We start from the raw sequence: 14,793 nt of genomic DNA, 5'->3' as shown, positions 1-14,793 counted from the left end.
GGATTTATGATGTCAGACAAAGCGTTAGCAGAACTAATTCGAACAGCAGAGCATAAAGTTGAATCCAGAGAATACTTAGAGAAACCAACCTGGCTTAATGACCATGACTTTACTTTATATCACATAAAAGAAGTCACCTTTGATGAAGACTCGCCGAGAAAAGAAGCGTTTGAGAATGTATTGAGTTCACTCAGCATTGAAGGGGTTATATTCATCTATGTTCTGTTAAGTGATGGTAAAAAGGTCAATTTCTTATTTGGTATAGCTAAGGATAAAAAATACAAAGGTGAATTAGTTCTTGATGTTGATGATATAGGCGAATCAATTCTAAAGCCCTCACTCGAAGGTAACTTTAGAGGTAGTGTTGTAAGGCGCCTAGATAAAGTAGAGCGTGTCGTAGTAAAAAGCACCATAGAGTCGTATGCTCATATAGCAAAGTTAGACGGAGTACCGAGTGTTCATGAAGATAATGAACAATTCCAAGGGGTTGACCGCCTAGTTGATATTATGAATGGTGATAATTTCTGCTTGATGGTAATGGCAGATCCTCTATCTCTACGAGAAATCAATCAGATAGAGAGCCAGTTATATAGTATTTACAACAAGCTTTTGCCTCTATCGAAAAAAAGTGTTCAGGATGGCGATAATTTTTCAACGACTCAAGGCACGTCGGAAGGATCAACTGACACTACCTCAACAGGGGAAAATGACGGAATTAGTATTACTAAGAATACAGGGAAATCAGTAACAATAACTACTGGAACAAACAAAACTGGTAGCAGCGAGCAAACCTCACGAAGCGCTGCTGAAATTGACCATCATAAACATCAAAATGGTTCTGAAGCGAAAACTAAAGGGACAACGACTTCAAAATCAATTGCTAAAAATGTGGGTAGCAATACATCAAATCAAAAAGGCAGGTCATCAAGCGAGTCACGAGAGTATGGTGATAAATCAATACAAGAATGGCTTACCTATATTGATGAGGTATTATTGAAACGCGTACAGGTTGGAAAAAATAAAGGCCTTTATTTATCTAATGTTTACCTTTTTTCTGACTCGATAGCAAGTGTACTAAAACTTGGGAATACAGCTCGATCTATATTTTCTGGTGAGGACATAAATAAATCACCTTTAACGTTTAAGAACGTAGCCAATCCAAATGAGCTAAATGCAGTAAAGAATTTCCAATTCCCCATGCTTAAAAAAAATTATAAGGATTCGCTTGATGGAAGTATTAGCAATGAACAGCAACTAGATTTACTTTTTTCTAGAAAGCCATTTAATCGTTATTTGTGTAATTGGTTGTCAACTAATGAGTTGAGTGTAGTTGCAGGTTTGCCTCAAAAAGAGATAGTCGGCTTAACACTGAAAGAAGAAGTCGAGTTTGGTTTGAATGTGAGTTCAGAGATCGAAAATGAAAACCAACTCTATCTAGGTAATCTAGTGAAAAGTGGTTTACATCAAAATATCGATGTCAATATAGACAAGAGAGAGCTTGATAAGCACACCTTTATCGCTGGAGTTACGGGTAGTGGTAAGACAACGACTTGTCATCGTTTACTTGAGTCAGCAAAAATGCCATTCTTGGTAATAGAACCTGCAAAAACAGAGTATCGGGTATTAACCAAGAAGAACAAAAACATTCTTATTTTTACTCTTGGTAACGATAATATTGCCCCCTTCAGGTTGAATCCTTTTGAGTTTTTTCCGCACGAAAACATTACTTCTCGTGTTGATATGATCAAAGCAAGTATCGAATCTGCTTTTGATATGGAAGCGGCAATACCTCAGTTAATAGAAACTTCAATCTATAGAAGCTACGAGAATAAAGGTTGGAATATTGCGACGTCTAAGAACAAGCGATTTGATGATCCGTTCGCTCCAGGTGTTTATGCGTTCCCTACCTTGAGCGACCTGATTGCTATGACTGAACAAGTCGTTATGGAACAGGGATTTGATGACAGGCTGAAACAAGATTATATAGGCTCCATTAAGGCTAGATTGCAAGGTTTACTTATTGGTTCAAAAGGGCTAATGCTAGATACCCCTCGCTCTATTAACTTTAAAGACTTAGCGACTAAAAATGTGATTTTAGAGCTTGAAGAAATTCGCAATCCAAGTGAAAAGTCGCTTGTTATGGGTTTTGTGCTAGCTAACTTAAATGAAGCGATTAGAGCTAATTATTATGAGTATCAGAGTGAAGGAAAGAAGTTCCGTCACATTACTTTGATCGAAGAAGCGCACCGATTGTTATCGAAATTTGAACCAGGAGATAGCCAGAATAAGAAACAAGGTGTTGAAGCGTTTGCCGATATGTTGGCAGAGGTTCGTAAGTATGGTGAATCACTCATTATCGTAGACCAAATTCCAAATAAACTCACACCAGAAGTGTTAAAAAATACCAACACAAAGATCATTCATAAGCTTTTCGCAAAAGATGACAAAGAAGCTGTGGGTAATACGATGGCTCTTTCTGATGAACAGAAAGACTTTCTATCCAACCTTGAACCTGGCCGAGTGATATTATCCAGTTCAGGTATGAGCAAACCGCTTCAAGTTCAGATCAAAGAACTTGTTAGTACGACCAATGAAAAAGATGTGTCTCCTAGTGACATTAGTCAACTTGCTCTTGCTTACTATGCAAAGAATTATAAGTCAGGTTTAATTCAGGGCTTAGAGCTATTAGAAGAGGAGCCTTCTACTGATGACGTGGAAAAGTTTCTTCATGGTGAAATTGCAGAAGCCTGGTATGACACGTTAGGCAAAGAAAAAGATAGACGCAGACTTATTCAATGTTTGGAGAAGTTTGGCTGGGAGTTTATGTATCAATATATTTCTTTATGTTGCTATAACCCAAGTAGTGCAAAAGATAAAGAGACCCGAGAAGGTACATTGTATGACTTCCTCTCATGCTTAAATGAAGATAGCGAAACTCGCATTTCAATGTATCAGCGAGATGAATTCAGAAAAGATATCAAAGTGAGAGGCTAGGAATTATGGGTTTTTGGAGTAGCGTGAGCAGTTTTGTAAGTAGTGCCTGTAGTGCAATTGGTGATGCTGTATCGAAAATAGGCTCAGGGATTGCCAATGTTGCGGCATCTATTGCTAGCTTAGGGGTCAACCTGGCTGAAAAAGTAGGAGAGGCGGTAAAAAATGTGGGTATTTCTCTAGGTATTATCCGTCCTGAAGAGAACATGGAAGAACTTGGTGAGAAAGCAATGCTGAGTGAGAAGACTCCCGATGATTTTGCCTCAATAAGTGAATATATCGACCACTTAAGAAATGATGTGGTGATTGACAAAGAAAAATTCGACAACCTTAGTGATGCCGAGAAATTGGCGAGATCATCTATTGGTGCTTCTATCACCTTAAAAGGTATTAATGAGAAACTTGATACTGTTGTAAGTCCATCATTTATGGCAACAGTTGCCGCACTAGATTTAGAAGCGAAAGAAATTATTGGTACGATTAAGGCGTATAAAGAGAAAAACCTCAATACTGATGACTACAGCTTGTATTTAAAAGATGAGTTGAGCATTGATGAGAGCCATAAGCATGCCAGCGCCCTAGTTGAAGCATATCAAAAACTTGAGCCTGAGCTTACGACTGAACAAATCGAAGACAAGGTTATGGAGTTAAAATTTTAAATGTCTGACTTTATCATTCAGGCAAAGAAGAATCGAGTTCAAGCAAACCGAGTGATTGGCGGTGAGCTTGAACCTATTTTATTTGCTGGTGAAATGGCTGTTCCTCAAGAAAACTTCTGGGATATTTTCAAGAATAAGATTGAGTACGTTGATAATGAAACCTTAGCTTTAGTGATTATTTCGGACGATAAGAGCTTCCAGGTTGACTCTGATATAAGTATTTCAGATAGCTTTGTTAACTCTGTAAAAGAAATTGGTTGGCTTACAGAAGAGTTAATCTTTCCTGGGGCTGCTGTAGCAAGTTATCCCCAAATTGAAACACCAATTCCATATACTGCACCTATAAAAGCCGTTGACACATCGGAGATGGAGGAACTCTCAGATGGAACGAGCCTTCAAGCTTTCTATCGAAAAAAAACCAGAGATTACGGACGTAGGTAAGTGCTATGGATATTAATATTCAAACCTTATTAAAGGCTCTGGATGATGAAAAAGTGCGAGCAAAGGTGCGTGAGATAGTTGTTGAAAAAAATGATTGCGTAGAGCCACCGTTAGAAACTGAACAAGTATCCAGTTTTGATGATTCTGAATTAGAGTGTGTGAAAGAGAGCCTACAAAAGGTTGAGAGTGAGAACGAAGACTTGAAACAATTTATTGATAAGTTAAAGTCTTTGCTTTGTATGGAGAAAGAAGCTAAAGAAAAGGCTGGAGTTAGGGTTGAGCAACTTTCTGAACAAAATGGGGATAAGGATCTGTTGGTTGTGAAACTACAGGCTGATCTTAAACTACTAGCAGAGACGAAGAATCAGTTACAGAATGATGTGACCGAGTTAAACCAGAAGCTTGAGTATTACAGAAATAATTTCCGTGATGATCTACAAGTTCTCGAGTTATATAGCCGATTGTCAGAGCAAACACTTCAGTCTTTATCTGGAATCTTTAAAGATACAACAGTTCAAGGTTTGATTTCTTGTGGGATTCAAGAGAAAAATATTTCTAATCTATGGGATTATGCGAAGAGTGAAACAGTCAACGGAAATAATGGTGATATAGCTAATGTGATTTCGCTATTCAATCTGTTATTTAAGCGTTTTACCTTAGCTTATCCTATGTTCGCACTTCAAGAGGTTAGCTCTGGGGACTCGTTTGACACTCAGTGTCACATAAAACATAGCTCTAGCCACAACACAAGTGGCTCTATCACCCAGATTATGCTTCATGGTTACGTTAATACCAAGACAGGTAAAGTTATTAAACCATCTGTCGTGAAGTTGTAGCTTTAGCTGGATGTTCAGAAATAGAAAAGCGACATTCATAGAATGTCGCTTCGATCTATATTATTGCTCAGTAATAAACGGATAAACAGGGTCACCCCATAGCTCACTACTACCATCCATCATAATCTTGATGATAACTGGTAGAACCTTTTCCAAGAGCACGGTGCAATCTCTTAATTGCTGTCTATTCGCAGAGCTGCTATAAGTCGCACCACCGTGAATTATTTGATTACGCAGCGTGTAAAGGCGTGAGAATACGATAGAAAGCACTGACGCTGTGTTGTTATGCCCAAGTGCTGTATTAGCTGCGACCTTAGCTTTACTGCGAGCTTCTTTCCATTCTTGTTCACTAATGCGTCCCGCATGGTAGCTCCAATAGCTTTCAAGAATAAACTCGTTATCGAGCAGTGCTCGTATTACACCTGAGTAGTTTTGCCAGACAATTTCAGCTAACAAGTTATCAGAATCTAGTTCAACAAGGCGAGATAAAAACTCTTGGTACAAGCCACGCTCACCGTAGTTTGCTTTTTGTTCAAAATCTTGAGCGTAAGCTGAGTTGAAAGCTATCCAAAGGAAAGTAAATGTAGAATCATCATCTTCACATGCTTCCGCTTTCTTTAGCCAACTTAGAGAGCGATGCACACGAGTAGAAAGTGATTGCGAATAGCTATTTCGCTCACGACGGTGACGTTCTTTTAACGTATTAAAAGTAAGCATTTGTTCCTCTTAATTTTTTGTTTTTATTTTTCTCGAAGGCCAAAATCAGAAATTTAATCAAATTGCGTAAATCCAATTGGATTGGTAAAAACTGAGCTTAACAAGATTTTTTTACTGACTTAAGCACTCTGCTCAATGATAACTTACAAATAGAATATATAGCTTGCTTAAGTTCAAAAAGTTAATTGTTTTGAACTTTATCTCTTGAATTTACAGAGTAGAGGTGGATCTCCTATTTATTAATAGGTCGTTAATTGCACAATTGTAAATAAATACATGTGACAAGGTAACATATCAAAAGAGTAGTTTTAATAACTGGTAGGTAAATTAGGGCGATACTTATAGTAAAATTTGGTAGATAGTCGTATGCTATTTTAACTGTAGTGTTGCTTGGTATTATAGAGAAAGCCGAGGCTTACTCGGCTTTCTACATTTCTAATTATAAATGAGCGAATTTATATGTTCTATAACCGCCAATCAAGTTACGAGCTTTAAAGCCTGAGTTCACTAATTGACGGTACGCGACGTTACCACGTAACCCAACTTGGCAATAAATCACGATTTCTTTGTCTTTTGGAAGTTCGTCCATACGATGACGTAATTGGTCGACAGGAATGTTGATTGCATCTTTAATAAAACCAACGTTTTCAAGTTCACCTGGGTTACGTACATCAAGTAGCACCTGGTCTTCGGTTAAGGAATCCATTTCATCATAGTGAATTGCTGTCGCATCCCCTTTGATGATGTTATTTGCGACAAATGCAGCTTGGTTTATTACGTCTTTTGCACTGCCGTAAGGGGGCGCGTAAGTCAACTCTAGATGTTGTAGCTGTTCAACCGTCATACCTGCACGCTGAGCAACAGCCATAACGTCGATACGCTTATCGATACCGTCTTTACCAACTGCTTGAGCACCTAAAATCTTGCCTGATTTCGGATCGAACAACATTTTGAATGAAACAATTTCAGCGCCAGGGTAGTAACTCGCGTGGCTTGCGGTGTGTACGTAAACTTTTTCGTATTCAATGCCTGAGCGTTTTAGCTGTTTCTCATTTTTACCCGTTGAAGCCACAGCAAGGTCAAAGATCTTACAAATCGCCGTACCTTGTGTACCTTGATAAGTCTCGCTACGACCAAGCATGTTATCGGCTGCTATACGACCTTGACGGTTGGCTGGACCCGCTAGAGGAACAAGCGTCTGCTCGCCAGTGACAAAATCTTTTTCTTCAACTGCATCACCAACAGCGTAAATTGAAGGATCGCTGGTTTGCATGTATTCATTAGTGTAGATACCACCAAGCGTCCCAATTTCTAATCCCGCTTCTTTTGCTAATTTAGTTTCTGGGCGAACACCAATAGCCATAATCAGGATATCGGTGGTTAGTTTTTCACCGTTATTAAGCGTAAGCTCCAATTCACCTTCTAAGTGTTGATGTTTCTCACTCTCACCTGCATCTACGCTAGCCACATGTTCATTTGGAATAAATTGTACAGACTCAAGAGCAACGCCCAATTTAAGGTCGATCCCTTTTTCACGGATTTCTGCGTGAGCAAAACCTGCCATTTCACGGTCAACAGGTGTCATGACTTGCTCTGCCATTTCAAGCAAAGTGGTTTTAATACCCAGTTGATGGAAGGCTTCCATTACTTCTAAACCAATGAAACCGCCACCTACAACCGTGGCGTGCTCTGGTTTGTTCATCTGGATCGTTTTAATGATGCGATCCATATCAGGGATATTACGTAGTGAGTGAGTCAACGGATTATCCAGACCAGGAATTGGTGGAACGATAGGGCCTGCACCTGGGCTAAGTAATAGGAAGTCGTATGTTTCTTCATATTCTGAGCCATCAAGAAGATTTTTTACTGTCACTGTTTTGTCTTGACGGTTTATCGATATCACTTCATTCATTACACGAACATCAACGTTGAAACGCGCTAAAAAGCTTTCTGGTGTTTGTAGCAATAATTTACTGCGATCTTTGATGTCGCCACCGATGTGATAGGGAAGGCCACAGTTAGCAAAAGACACGAAACTACCTCGTTCGAACATAATAATTTCTGCATTTTCACTTAAACGACGAGCGCGGGCTGCTGCTGATGCACCGCCAGCCACACCACCGACAATGAGAATTTTGGTCATATAGACACTCCAACTTAGCGAGTAAAAAACAAACAATAACACACTCAAAAACAAGTGAATTTTTGTTTGTTTTTAAGATGTTAATAAGAGCAATGTAAAACTATTTTAAATGTCGTCCATCATCTAGTTGACTAATGACACAAATGGACCGCGTTCAAACATAATGATTTCTGCGTCTTCACTAAGACGACGAGCGCGAGCTGCTGCAGATGCACCGCCAGCAACCCCACCAATAATCACGATTTTGCTCATGGATTTCTCCTGCTGAATGATCGAAAACGCCTACACCTTACTTAAATAAATTAGCTGAGTCTAATGTTATTTAATCTACATTAGCATTGACTTAATAATATTAATTAGTAATATCTAATAAAATGTAATGTAGTAATGAAGAGGCATAAGAATGGGCGACAGTATGCTACAAAGTGCGACCGAAGCGAGTGAGCTGCTTAAAATTATGGCTCATCCAGAGCGCCTAATCGTGATGTGTAAGCTGATTGAAGGCGAGAAAGGGGTCGGTGAACTGTTTGAAGGTTCATCATTAAGCCAATCAGCTTTTTCACAACATCTCACCGTATTGAGAAAGCACGACATCATTAAAGCTAGGAAGGTTTCTCAGCAGGTATTTTATTCAATTTCTGATGAAAGAGTTGGTCCGCTGGTTGAAGCGTTTAAGCAAGTTTTCTGTAAGTAATTAGTTTGGCGGTTGCTATGTTTGAAGTTCCTTGGATGTCGCTGTTGGGCGGCATAATAGTTGGCGTATCAGCGATAACACTGATGCTATTTACTGGCAAGACTGCTGGGATCAGTGGGATCTTAAACGGTGCCGTTGAGAACGCAGATCGCGTATGGCGCATTGTTTTTTTAATTGCGATGGTATTAGGTGGCGTGTTTGCTGTTTATGTTCTTGGCGGGCATGTACCAGAACAGTACAGCGGTTCTGTTGTTTTAGTTATCGTTGCTGGCTTGTTAGTCGGTGTCGGTACGCGTATCGGCAATGGTTGTACTAGTGGTCATGGCATTTGTGGGATAGGGCGTTTCTCAATCCGTTCTGTGGTCGCGACGTGTACTTTTATGGCCACAGCCATGTTAACCGTCTTGCTAGTATCGTGAGGAATAGTGCCGTTATGAAAACTCATGTAATGAAAAGTATTAAGCAAATGTCCGTTGTTGCATTTTCTGGTGTGCTCTTTGGTATTGGTATGGTGGTCTCTGGTATGGCTGAACCGGCAAAAGTGATTGGCTTTCTCGATATTACTGGAGCATGGGATCCAAGCTTAGCCTTTGTAATGGGCGGAGCACTTGCGGTGTTCGTTCCAGCTTATCTTTTATTAATAAAGCCAAGAAGCGAATCTGTGTTTGGTGATGAGATTGTATGCCCAACTTCTAAAGCGATAGACAAAAAGTTAGTCGGTGGTGCTGTACTGTTTGGTATTGGTTGGGGGTTACTGGGTGTGTGTCCTGGTCCTGCGGTTGCCAGCCTTTTCACTGGCAACACACAAGTTCTGCTCTTTATAGTGGCAATGTTGGCTGGGTCATTCACCGCTAAAAGAGTGGTTCGTCAATAAAGAAAGTACTTCAACGTTAAAAATAGTACTTAAACGCTAAAAAGTGAGTGTCGTAGAAACCGGGCAATGGTCACTCAGTTTATAGTCGAGTACATCTTGTGTTTTGAAAACGGTTTGAACACCAGACGACGCCTTTAAATCACCACTCACAATAATGTGGTCTATCACCGAGCGGAATTGGTGGGTTTTATTCGGATTACGATTAGAACGCACTTTACATTCCGCTTTAGTGTCTTTAGTCACTAGCTTTGCACTAGTATTGTCCGATATCACGTCCCACAACCAATCTCCTTGATAACCCAAGTTGTGGTTAAAGTCGCCAAGCACGACATAATGTTGTTTGTTGTCCTCGCGCGCCTTTATCCACTTAGCTAGTGCCTGTCCTTGTTGTTTCACTATCTTACAATCGCGGTTATTACGATACGCGCCACTGCAACCCGCTTTCAGATGTACAGAGAGTAGGTGAGTCTCGTTTTCTTGGTTTGGATTTAAAACAAGGTAGCTCGCGAAGCGCAGCTTGCTGTTGCCTCGTGTGATAGAGAAGTCTGGCGTGTCTAATACGCTTACGCCATTGCGCACGGCAAAGCCTGTGTATTGGTTGGTGTCGTTAAACTGAAGGTGTCGGTTGGAGGCGTTTGAACGATCGGAAAGATAGATAGTGAAGTCATTGCCAACAGCTTTTTGCATTGCAGCGACGCTTTCGACTTCTTGAAAAGCAAGAATGTCGGCTTGTGTTTTATCCACATAGTGGGTCAGTTTTTCAAAATCTTGTGGTGTTCTCGACACTTTTCCACCATCTATAGATAACCATTCTATGTTCCAACTGGTTAGATTGATGGAGTTTTGAGCAAATGAAAGAGAACTAAAAAGTAATATTAACGTAACAAAAAGTGATCGCATTTTGGCCTGTTGCACTCCTATCTTTTAGCGTATTCCTTTCCATCCTTTATCCTACAAGACCTCCAAAAATAGCAAGTAGATTTAGTACCAATTTTGCAATTTTCATGGTTTTCTTCGCAACTGAGATCAACGCCAATAAGATCGATTTCTTCTTGCTCGCTAGCCAATCTTTATTGATCAAAATCAATGTTTTCGAGTGGTGCTTCTCGTTAAATACGCCACAATATATTGTGTTGCTAGAATAAAAAATAACCCCATATAGTGTGTTTGTGGATAACTCTGTGAGTATGCTCGGGTAAGGAGAACAAGGTGAAACCAATCGTAATCAAACGCGACGGATCAAGAGCTCCGTTCAACAGGGATCGTATCCAAGCAGCAGTTGAAGCAGCAGCGGAAAACAAAGATAAAGATGTCGCTATTTATGCTCTTAATGTGGCTCTTGCTGTCGAGTTACAGTTAAGAGAACACGATGAAGTTCACATCCATGAGATTCAAGACTTAGTCGAAAATGAACTCATGCAAGGTCCTTACAAAGCCCTAGCGCGTTCTTACATTGAATATCGCCACGATCGCGACATCGCTCGTGAGAAGCAAAGTGCACTAACTCGCGAAATCGAAGGTTTGATTGAAGAAAGTAATCTGGATCTAATCAACGAGAACGCGAACAAAGACGGCAAAGTAATTCCGACTCAACGTGACTTGTTGGCTGGTATCGTAGCGAAACACTACGCGAAGACGCACATTCTTCCTCGCGATGTGGTTCAAGCGCACGAAGTGGGTGACATTCACTACCACGATTTAGACTACGCACCGTTCTTCCCAATGTTTAACTGTATGCTTATCGATCTTAAAGGCATGCTGACGCATGGTTTTAAAATGGGTAACGCTGAGATTGATACGCCAAAATCAATTTCGACTGCAACAGCGGTAACAGCGCAAATCATTGCTCAAGTCGCGAGCCACATTTACGGCGGTACAACCATCAACCGTATTGATGAGGTTCTAGAACCGTACGTAATCACAAGCTACGAGAAACACCTAGAGATTGCAAAAGAGTGGAACATTGCTGAGCCAGAAGAGTTCGCAAAAGCGCGCACTGAGAAAGAGTGTTACGACGCATTCCAATCTCTAGAGTACGAAGTAAACACGCTGCACACAGCGAACGGTCAAACCCCATTCGTTACGTTCGGTTTTGGTCTTGGTACAAGCTGGGCATCACGCCTTATCCAGAAATCGATTCTGAAGAATCGTATTGCAGGTCTAGGCAAGAACCGTAAAACAGCGGTATTCCCTAAACTTGTATTCGGCATCAAAGATGGTTTGAACCACAAATCAGAAGATCCAAACTACGACATCAAGCAACTTGCGCTTGAGTGTGCGTCTAAGCGTATGTACCCAGACATTCTTAACTACGACAAAGTAGTAGAAGTAACGGGTTCATTCAAAACACCTATGGGCTGTCGTAGTTTCCTTGGTACTTACGAAGAAAACGGCGAGTTGATTCACGAAGGTCGTAACAACCTAGGCGTAGTGAGCTTGAACCTTCCTCGCATCGCAATCCGTGCAAACGGCAGCGAAGAGAAGTTCTACGAGCTTCTAAACGATCGCCTACGTCTTGCTCGTAAAGCGCTAGAAACACGTATCACGCGTCTAGAAAACGTGAAAGCACGCGTTGCACCAATCCTTTACATGGAAGGTGCGTGTGGTGTTCGCCTGAAAGCTGACGACTCAATCGCAGATATCTTCAAGAACGGTCGTGCGTCTATTTCTCTTGGTTACATCGGTGTACACGAGACAATTAACGCGCTATTCGGTACAGAAGCGCACGTTTATGATGACGCTGTTTTGCGTGAAAAAGCGGTCGCGATCATCAAGCATCTAAAAGATGCTGTGAATCAATGGGCTGACGAAACAGGTTATGGCTTCAGCTTATATGCAACGCCAAGTGAAAACCTATGTAGCCGTTTCTGCCGAATCGATGCGAAAGAGTTCGGTGTAATTGAAGGCGTAACAGACAAAGGTTACTACACCAACAGCTTCCACCTAGATGTTGAGAAGAAGGTGAACCCGTACGACAAGATCGACTTTGAGATGCCTTACCCAGAAATCTCAAGTGGCGGCTTTATCTGTTACGGCGAGTTCCCGAACATGCAACGCAACGTTGAAGCACTAGAAAACGTATGGGACTACAGTTACACCCGAGTGCCTTACTACGGTACAAACACGCCAATTGATGAGTGCTACGAGTGTGGCTACAACGGCGAGTTTGACTGTACAAGTAAAGGCTTCACTTGCCCAAGCTGTGGTAACCATGACTCAACTAAAGTATCAGTAACACGTCGAGTTTGTGGCTATCTAGGCAGCCCAGATGCACGCCCGTTTAACTTCGGTAAGCAAGAAGAAGTGAAGCGCCGAGTTAAACACCTGTAAGGTTTACTACCACTCGTTTTAACACTTTGAAAATCAACTTTAAACAGGTTGATTTTCTCTTTCGCGATAACACAGAGACGCATTATGAATTACCACCAATACTATCCAATTGACGTTGTTAACGGACCGGGTACGCGCTGCACGCTGTTTGTGTCGGGTTGTGTGCATCAGTGCCGTGGCTGTTATAACCAGTCGACGCAACGTTTGGATTCTGGTGTACTTTTCACGCAAGAAGCGGAAGACAAAATCATCGCTGACTTAAACGACACGCGTATCAAACGCCGTGGCTTGTCGTTGTCGGGTGGAGATCCGCTTCACCCTGCTAATGTGCCTCATATTTTGAAGATAGTGAAAAGGGTGAGAGAGGAGTGCCCAGGTAAAGACATTTGGGTTTGGACAGGCTACACGCTGACGGAACTGAATGACGCGCAAAGGGAAGTGGTGCAATACATTGATGTTTTGATTGATGGTAAGTTTGAACAAGATAAGAAAGACCTCAATCTCGAATGGCGTGGCAGTTCAAACCAAATCATTCATCGCTTTACGGACATCTAATCAAGCATTCTCCGCACATAAAAAGGGCTCACGCGTACATAACGGGTGAGCCCTTTTGGTGTGAGTTCGTTAATGTCTTTTTGGTTACACTGTCACCGATTGGTCATCTTCAACCATATTATTTATCCAACGTTTAGATTGAATACGGTAAGTCGTCAGCACGCCTTTCACTAACTCTTCCGCGAGCAGAGACATCAAGACAAAATGCAAAGGCAGCCCTAACACCATGCCTGTGTAATAAGTAAGGGGGATGCCAATAGCCCACTGACCGAACGTGTCGATGAAAATGCTATAGCGAATATCAGCGCCACTCTTTAGTACGCCGCCAATCCCAACCATGTTAAACACCCTCAAAATCATACCTAACGCCATGACTAAACATACGTTAAGTGCCATATCTGCATCGGTTAACGGGCTCAGTACCAATAGGTGATGAATCATGGGCGAGCTCAACCACACTAGGAAAAACAGCAAGGTGGCTAAGATTGCGCTGGTTAACACATACCACCACGCCGTTTTCTCGACTCGGTCATAATGTGTTGCACCAATATCATTCCCAAGAAGAACGGATGCAGCGACCGCAAATCCCATAAAGGTTGAAATCAGTACCCCTTCAATCGGTGATAAGAATGAGATGATCGCCAGTTCTGAAACGCCCAATTGACCATAGATGATGCTGTAAACGATCAATCCACCAGTCCAAAGCGCATCGTGGACCAACATGGGTAAAGAAACCTTAAAGTACTTTTTTCGATACTGTTTTAAGCGGCCTTGTACCCAATCGAACTTAGTCGGAATTAGGTAAGCATATCGTTTGTAGAAAAAATAAATCAAGACGGCGGTTTGGAAAAATCGAGAAACAAAACTACCTACGGCTGCACCAAACACGCCCCATTGAGGGAAACCAAATAAACCAAAAATCAAAACATAATTAAGCGCGACGTTAACGACAATGGCGGAGATACTAACGTTGGTTGCCAGTTTGGTTTGGCCCACGGAGCGCAATACCGCTTCAATCGGTACTACTATCGCCGTAGCAATGAGGCTAAAGCCCGTAACCACAAGATAATCACGTGCATAAGTGACGTATTCAGGATCGTCTGACATAAAAGAGACGATCTCTTCATCAAAAATCGCATAAAGAACGATAAACGGCAGCGTCACCAAAATGGAAATAAACCAAGATTGCGCCAACGTTCTGCGAATTCCGGCTAGGTTTCCTGAGCCGTAGTATTGAGAAGCAAGTACGGTAACTGCACCGCACAGGCCAAAGACAACCGCTAGGTTGAAGAAAAAGATACGATTTCCAACTCCAACTGCTGCCGTTGCAGATTCTCCGAGTAGGCTTACCATGAAAATATCCACGACGCCGAGCAAAGCAAAAAGCATGGACTGAAGTGAAACAGGTAGGCCAATCGTAATCAGCTTTTGCCAAAATGCTTTATCGATGTATTCGCGTGTTAAGAGCATCGCATTTCTCCTTAAAGATTAATGCGAGTAGTTTATCCTCATGATTTGGCAGTGTATTTTTCAAAGGAATCCAAAACCTTTGT

The 14,793-nt window shown here is 41.5% G+C and carries 13 protein-coding genes and 1 pseudogene; 9 read left to right on the top strand and 5 right to left on the bottom strand.

The genetic code is table 11. The features are described 5' to 3' along the window. Positions 1–9 precede the first annotated feature (9 nt). From R7P69_RS07880 to R7P69_RS07865, 4 genes are read left to right on the top strand one after another with little or no spacing between them, the layout of a single operon-like run. On the top strand, positions 10–2,994 hold the full coding sequence (locus R7P69_RS07880; RefSeq protein WP_046875436.1) for an ATP-binding protein: 2,985 nt from the start codon (positions 10–12) through the stop codon (positions 2,992–2,994). 23 nt (positions 2,995–3,017) lie between these two features. After that, the gene (locus tag R7P69_RS07875) at positions 3,018–3,650 is read left to right on the top strand and encodes a hypothetical protein (protein WP_226420686.1); all 633 of its coding nucleotides are present in this window, start codon (positions 3,018–3,020) and stop codon (positions 3,648–3,650) included. After that, positions 3,651–4,091: a hypothetical protein gene (locus R7P69_RS07870; protein ID WP_046875438.1), complete on the top strand. Its 441-nt coding sequence runs from the start codon at positions 3,651–3,653 to the stop codon at positions 4,089–4,091. 5 nt (positions 4,092–4,096) lie between these two features. Further along, positions 4,097–4,927, top strand: coding sequence for a hypothetical protein (locus R7P69_RS07865; protein WP_046875439.1), 831 nt, complete (start codon positions 4,097–4,099; stop codon positions 4,925–4,927). Positions 4,928–4,987: 60 nt separating this feature from the next. On the opposite strand, the gene R7P69_RS07860 is transcribed toward R7P69_RS07865, so the two are convergent. From R7P69_RS07860 to R7P69_RS07850, 3 genes and pseudogenes are all read right to left on the bottom strand, one after another. Continuing rightward, entirely contained in the window at positions 4,988–5,644 is a 657-nt protein-coding gene (locus R7P69_RS07860) for a HEPN domain-containing protein (RefSeq protein WP_025499129.1), read from the bottom strand. Positions 5,645–6,083: 439 nt separating this feature from the next. After that, the gene (locus tag R7P69_RS07855) at positions 6,084–7,787 is read right to left on the bottom strand and encodes an FAD-dependent oxidoreductase (protein WP_046875440.1); all 1,704 of its coding nucleotides are present in this window, start codon (positions 7,785–7,787) and stop codon (positions 6,084–6,086) included. Positions 7,788–7,913: 126 nt separating this feature from the next. Beyond that, positions 7,914–8,039, bottom strand: a pseudogene (locus R7P69_RS07850) (pyridine nucleotide-disulfide oxidoreductase); the annotation flags it as partial. 151 nt (positions 8,040–8,190) lie between these two features. Between R7P69_RS07850 and R7P69_RS07845 the strand changes: the two are divergent. From R7P69_RS07845 to R7P69_RS07835, 3 genes are read left to right on the top strand one after another with little or no spacing between them, the layout of a single operon-like run. After that, positions 8,191–8,481, top strand: coding sequence for an ArsR/SmtB family transcription factor (locus R7P69_RS07845; RefSeq protein WP_005376206.1), 291 nt, complete (start codon positions 8,191–8,193; stop codon positions 8,479–8,481). Between the two features lie 5 nt (positions 8,482–8,486). After that, positions 8,487–8,900 (top strand): YeeE/YedE family protein, encoded by a 414-nt coding sequence (locus tag R7P69_RS07840; protein WP_372058356.1) that lies wholly within the window; start codon positions 8,487–8,489, stop codon positions 8,898–8,900. A 14-nt stretch (positions 8,901–8,914) separates the two neighbouring features. Continuing rightward, a complete protein-coding gene (locus R7P69_RS07835; protein ID WP_031781165.1) occupies positions 8,915–9,355 on the top strand; it encodes a YeeE/YedE family protein in 441 nt (146 codons plus the stop codon). Between the two features lie 36 nt (positions 9,356–9,391). Here the strand turns inward: R7P69_RS07835 and R7P69_RS07830 are convergent, their stop codons facing one another. Next, positions 9,392–10,255 (bottom strand): endonuclease/exonuclease/phosphatase family protein, encoded by an 864-nt coding sequence (locus R7P69_RS07830; protein WP_005388025.1) that lies wholly within the window; start codon positions 10,253–10,255, stop codon positions 9,392–9,394. A 309-nt stretch (positions 10,256–10,564) separates the two neighbouring features. Between R7P69_RS07830 and nrdD the strand changes: the two genes are divergently transcribed. Then, a complete protein-coding gene (gene nrdD, locus R7P69_RS07825; RefSeq protein ID WP_054575441.1) occupies positions 10,565–12,685 on the top strand; it encodes an anaerobic ribonucleoside-triphosphate reductase in 2,121 nt (706 codons plus the stop codon). 84 nt (positions 12,686–12,769) lie between these two features. Then, entirely contained in the window at positions 12,770–13,240 is a 471-nt protein-coding gene (nrdG, locus tag R7P69_RS07820) for an anaerobic ribonucleoside-triphosphate reductase-activating protein (protein ID WP_005376213.1), read from the top strand. Positions 13,241–13,324: 84 nt separating this feature from the next. On the opposite strand, the gene R7P69_RS07815 is transcribed toward nrdG, so the two are convergent. Then, positions 13,325–14,710 carry an MATE family efflux transporter gene (locus tag R7P69_RS07815; RefSeq protein ID WP_238952653.1) on the bottom strand — a complete coding sequence of 462 codons (1,386 nt, stop codon included), beginning with the start codon at positions 14,708–14,710 and terminating at the stop codon, positions 13,325–13,327. Between the last annotated feature and the right edge of the window lie 83 nt (positions 14,711–14,793).

Origin of the sequence: Vibrio sp. 661 (assembly GCF_033339315.1) — a bacterium.
GTDB lineage: Bacteria > Pseudomonadota > Gammaproteobacteria > Enterobacterales > Vibrionaceae > Vibrio > Vibrio alginolyticus.
The sequence above is the reverse complement of the archived record's forward strand: the minus strand, read 5'-3'. Positions and strand labels throughout refer to the sequence as shown.

What these genes read in the sequence shown, in the direction of transcription:
- R7P69_RS07880 (WP_046875436.1), top strand. Translation starts at nt 10, where the DNA reads ATGTCAGACAAAGCGTTAGCAGAACTAATTCGAACAGCAGAGCATAAA.
- R7P69_RS07870 (WP_046875438.1), top strand. Translation starts at nt 3,651, where the DNA reads ATGTCTGACTTTATCATTCAGGCAAAGAAGAATCGAGTTCAAGCAAAC.
- R7P69_RS07865 (WP_046875439.1), top strand. Translation starts at nt 4,097, where the DNA reads ATGGATATTAATATTCAAACCTTATTAAAGGCTCTGGATGATGAAAAA.
- R7P69_RS07860 (WP_025499129.1), bottom strand. Translation starts at nt 5,644, where the DNA reads ATGCTTACTTTTAATACGTTAAAAGAACGTCACCGTCGTGAGCGAAAT.
- R7P69_RS07855 (WP_046875440.1), bottom strand. Translation starts at nt 7,787, where the DNA reads ATGACCAAAATTCTCATTGTCGGTGGTGTGGCTGGCGGTGCATCAGCA.
- R7P69_RS07845 (WP_005376206.1), top strand. Translation starts at nt 8,191, where the DNA reads ATGGGCGACAGTATGCTACAAAGTGCGACCGAAGCGAGTGAGCTGCTT.
- R7P69_RS07835 (WP_031781165.1), top strand. Translation starts at nt 8,915, where the DNA reads ATGAAAACTCATGTAATGAAAAGTATTAAGCAAATGTCCGTTGTTGCA.
- R7P69_RS07830 (WP_005388025.1), bottom strand. Translation starts at nt 10,255, where the DNA reads ATGCGATCACTTTTTGTTACGTTAATATTACTTTTTAGTTCTCTTTCA.
- nrdG (WP_005376213.1), top strand. Translation starts at nt 12,770, where the DNA reads ATGAATTACCACCAATACTATCCAATTGACGTTGTTAACGGACCGGGT.
- R7P69_RS07815 (WP_238952653.1), bottom strand. Translation starts at nt 14,710, where the DNA reads ATGCTCTTAACACGCGAATACATCGATAAAGCATTTTGGCAAAAGCTG.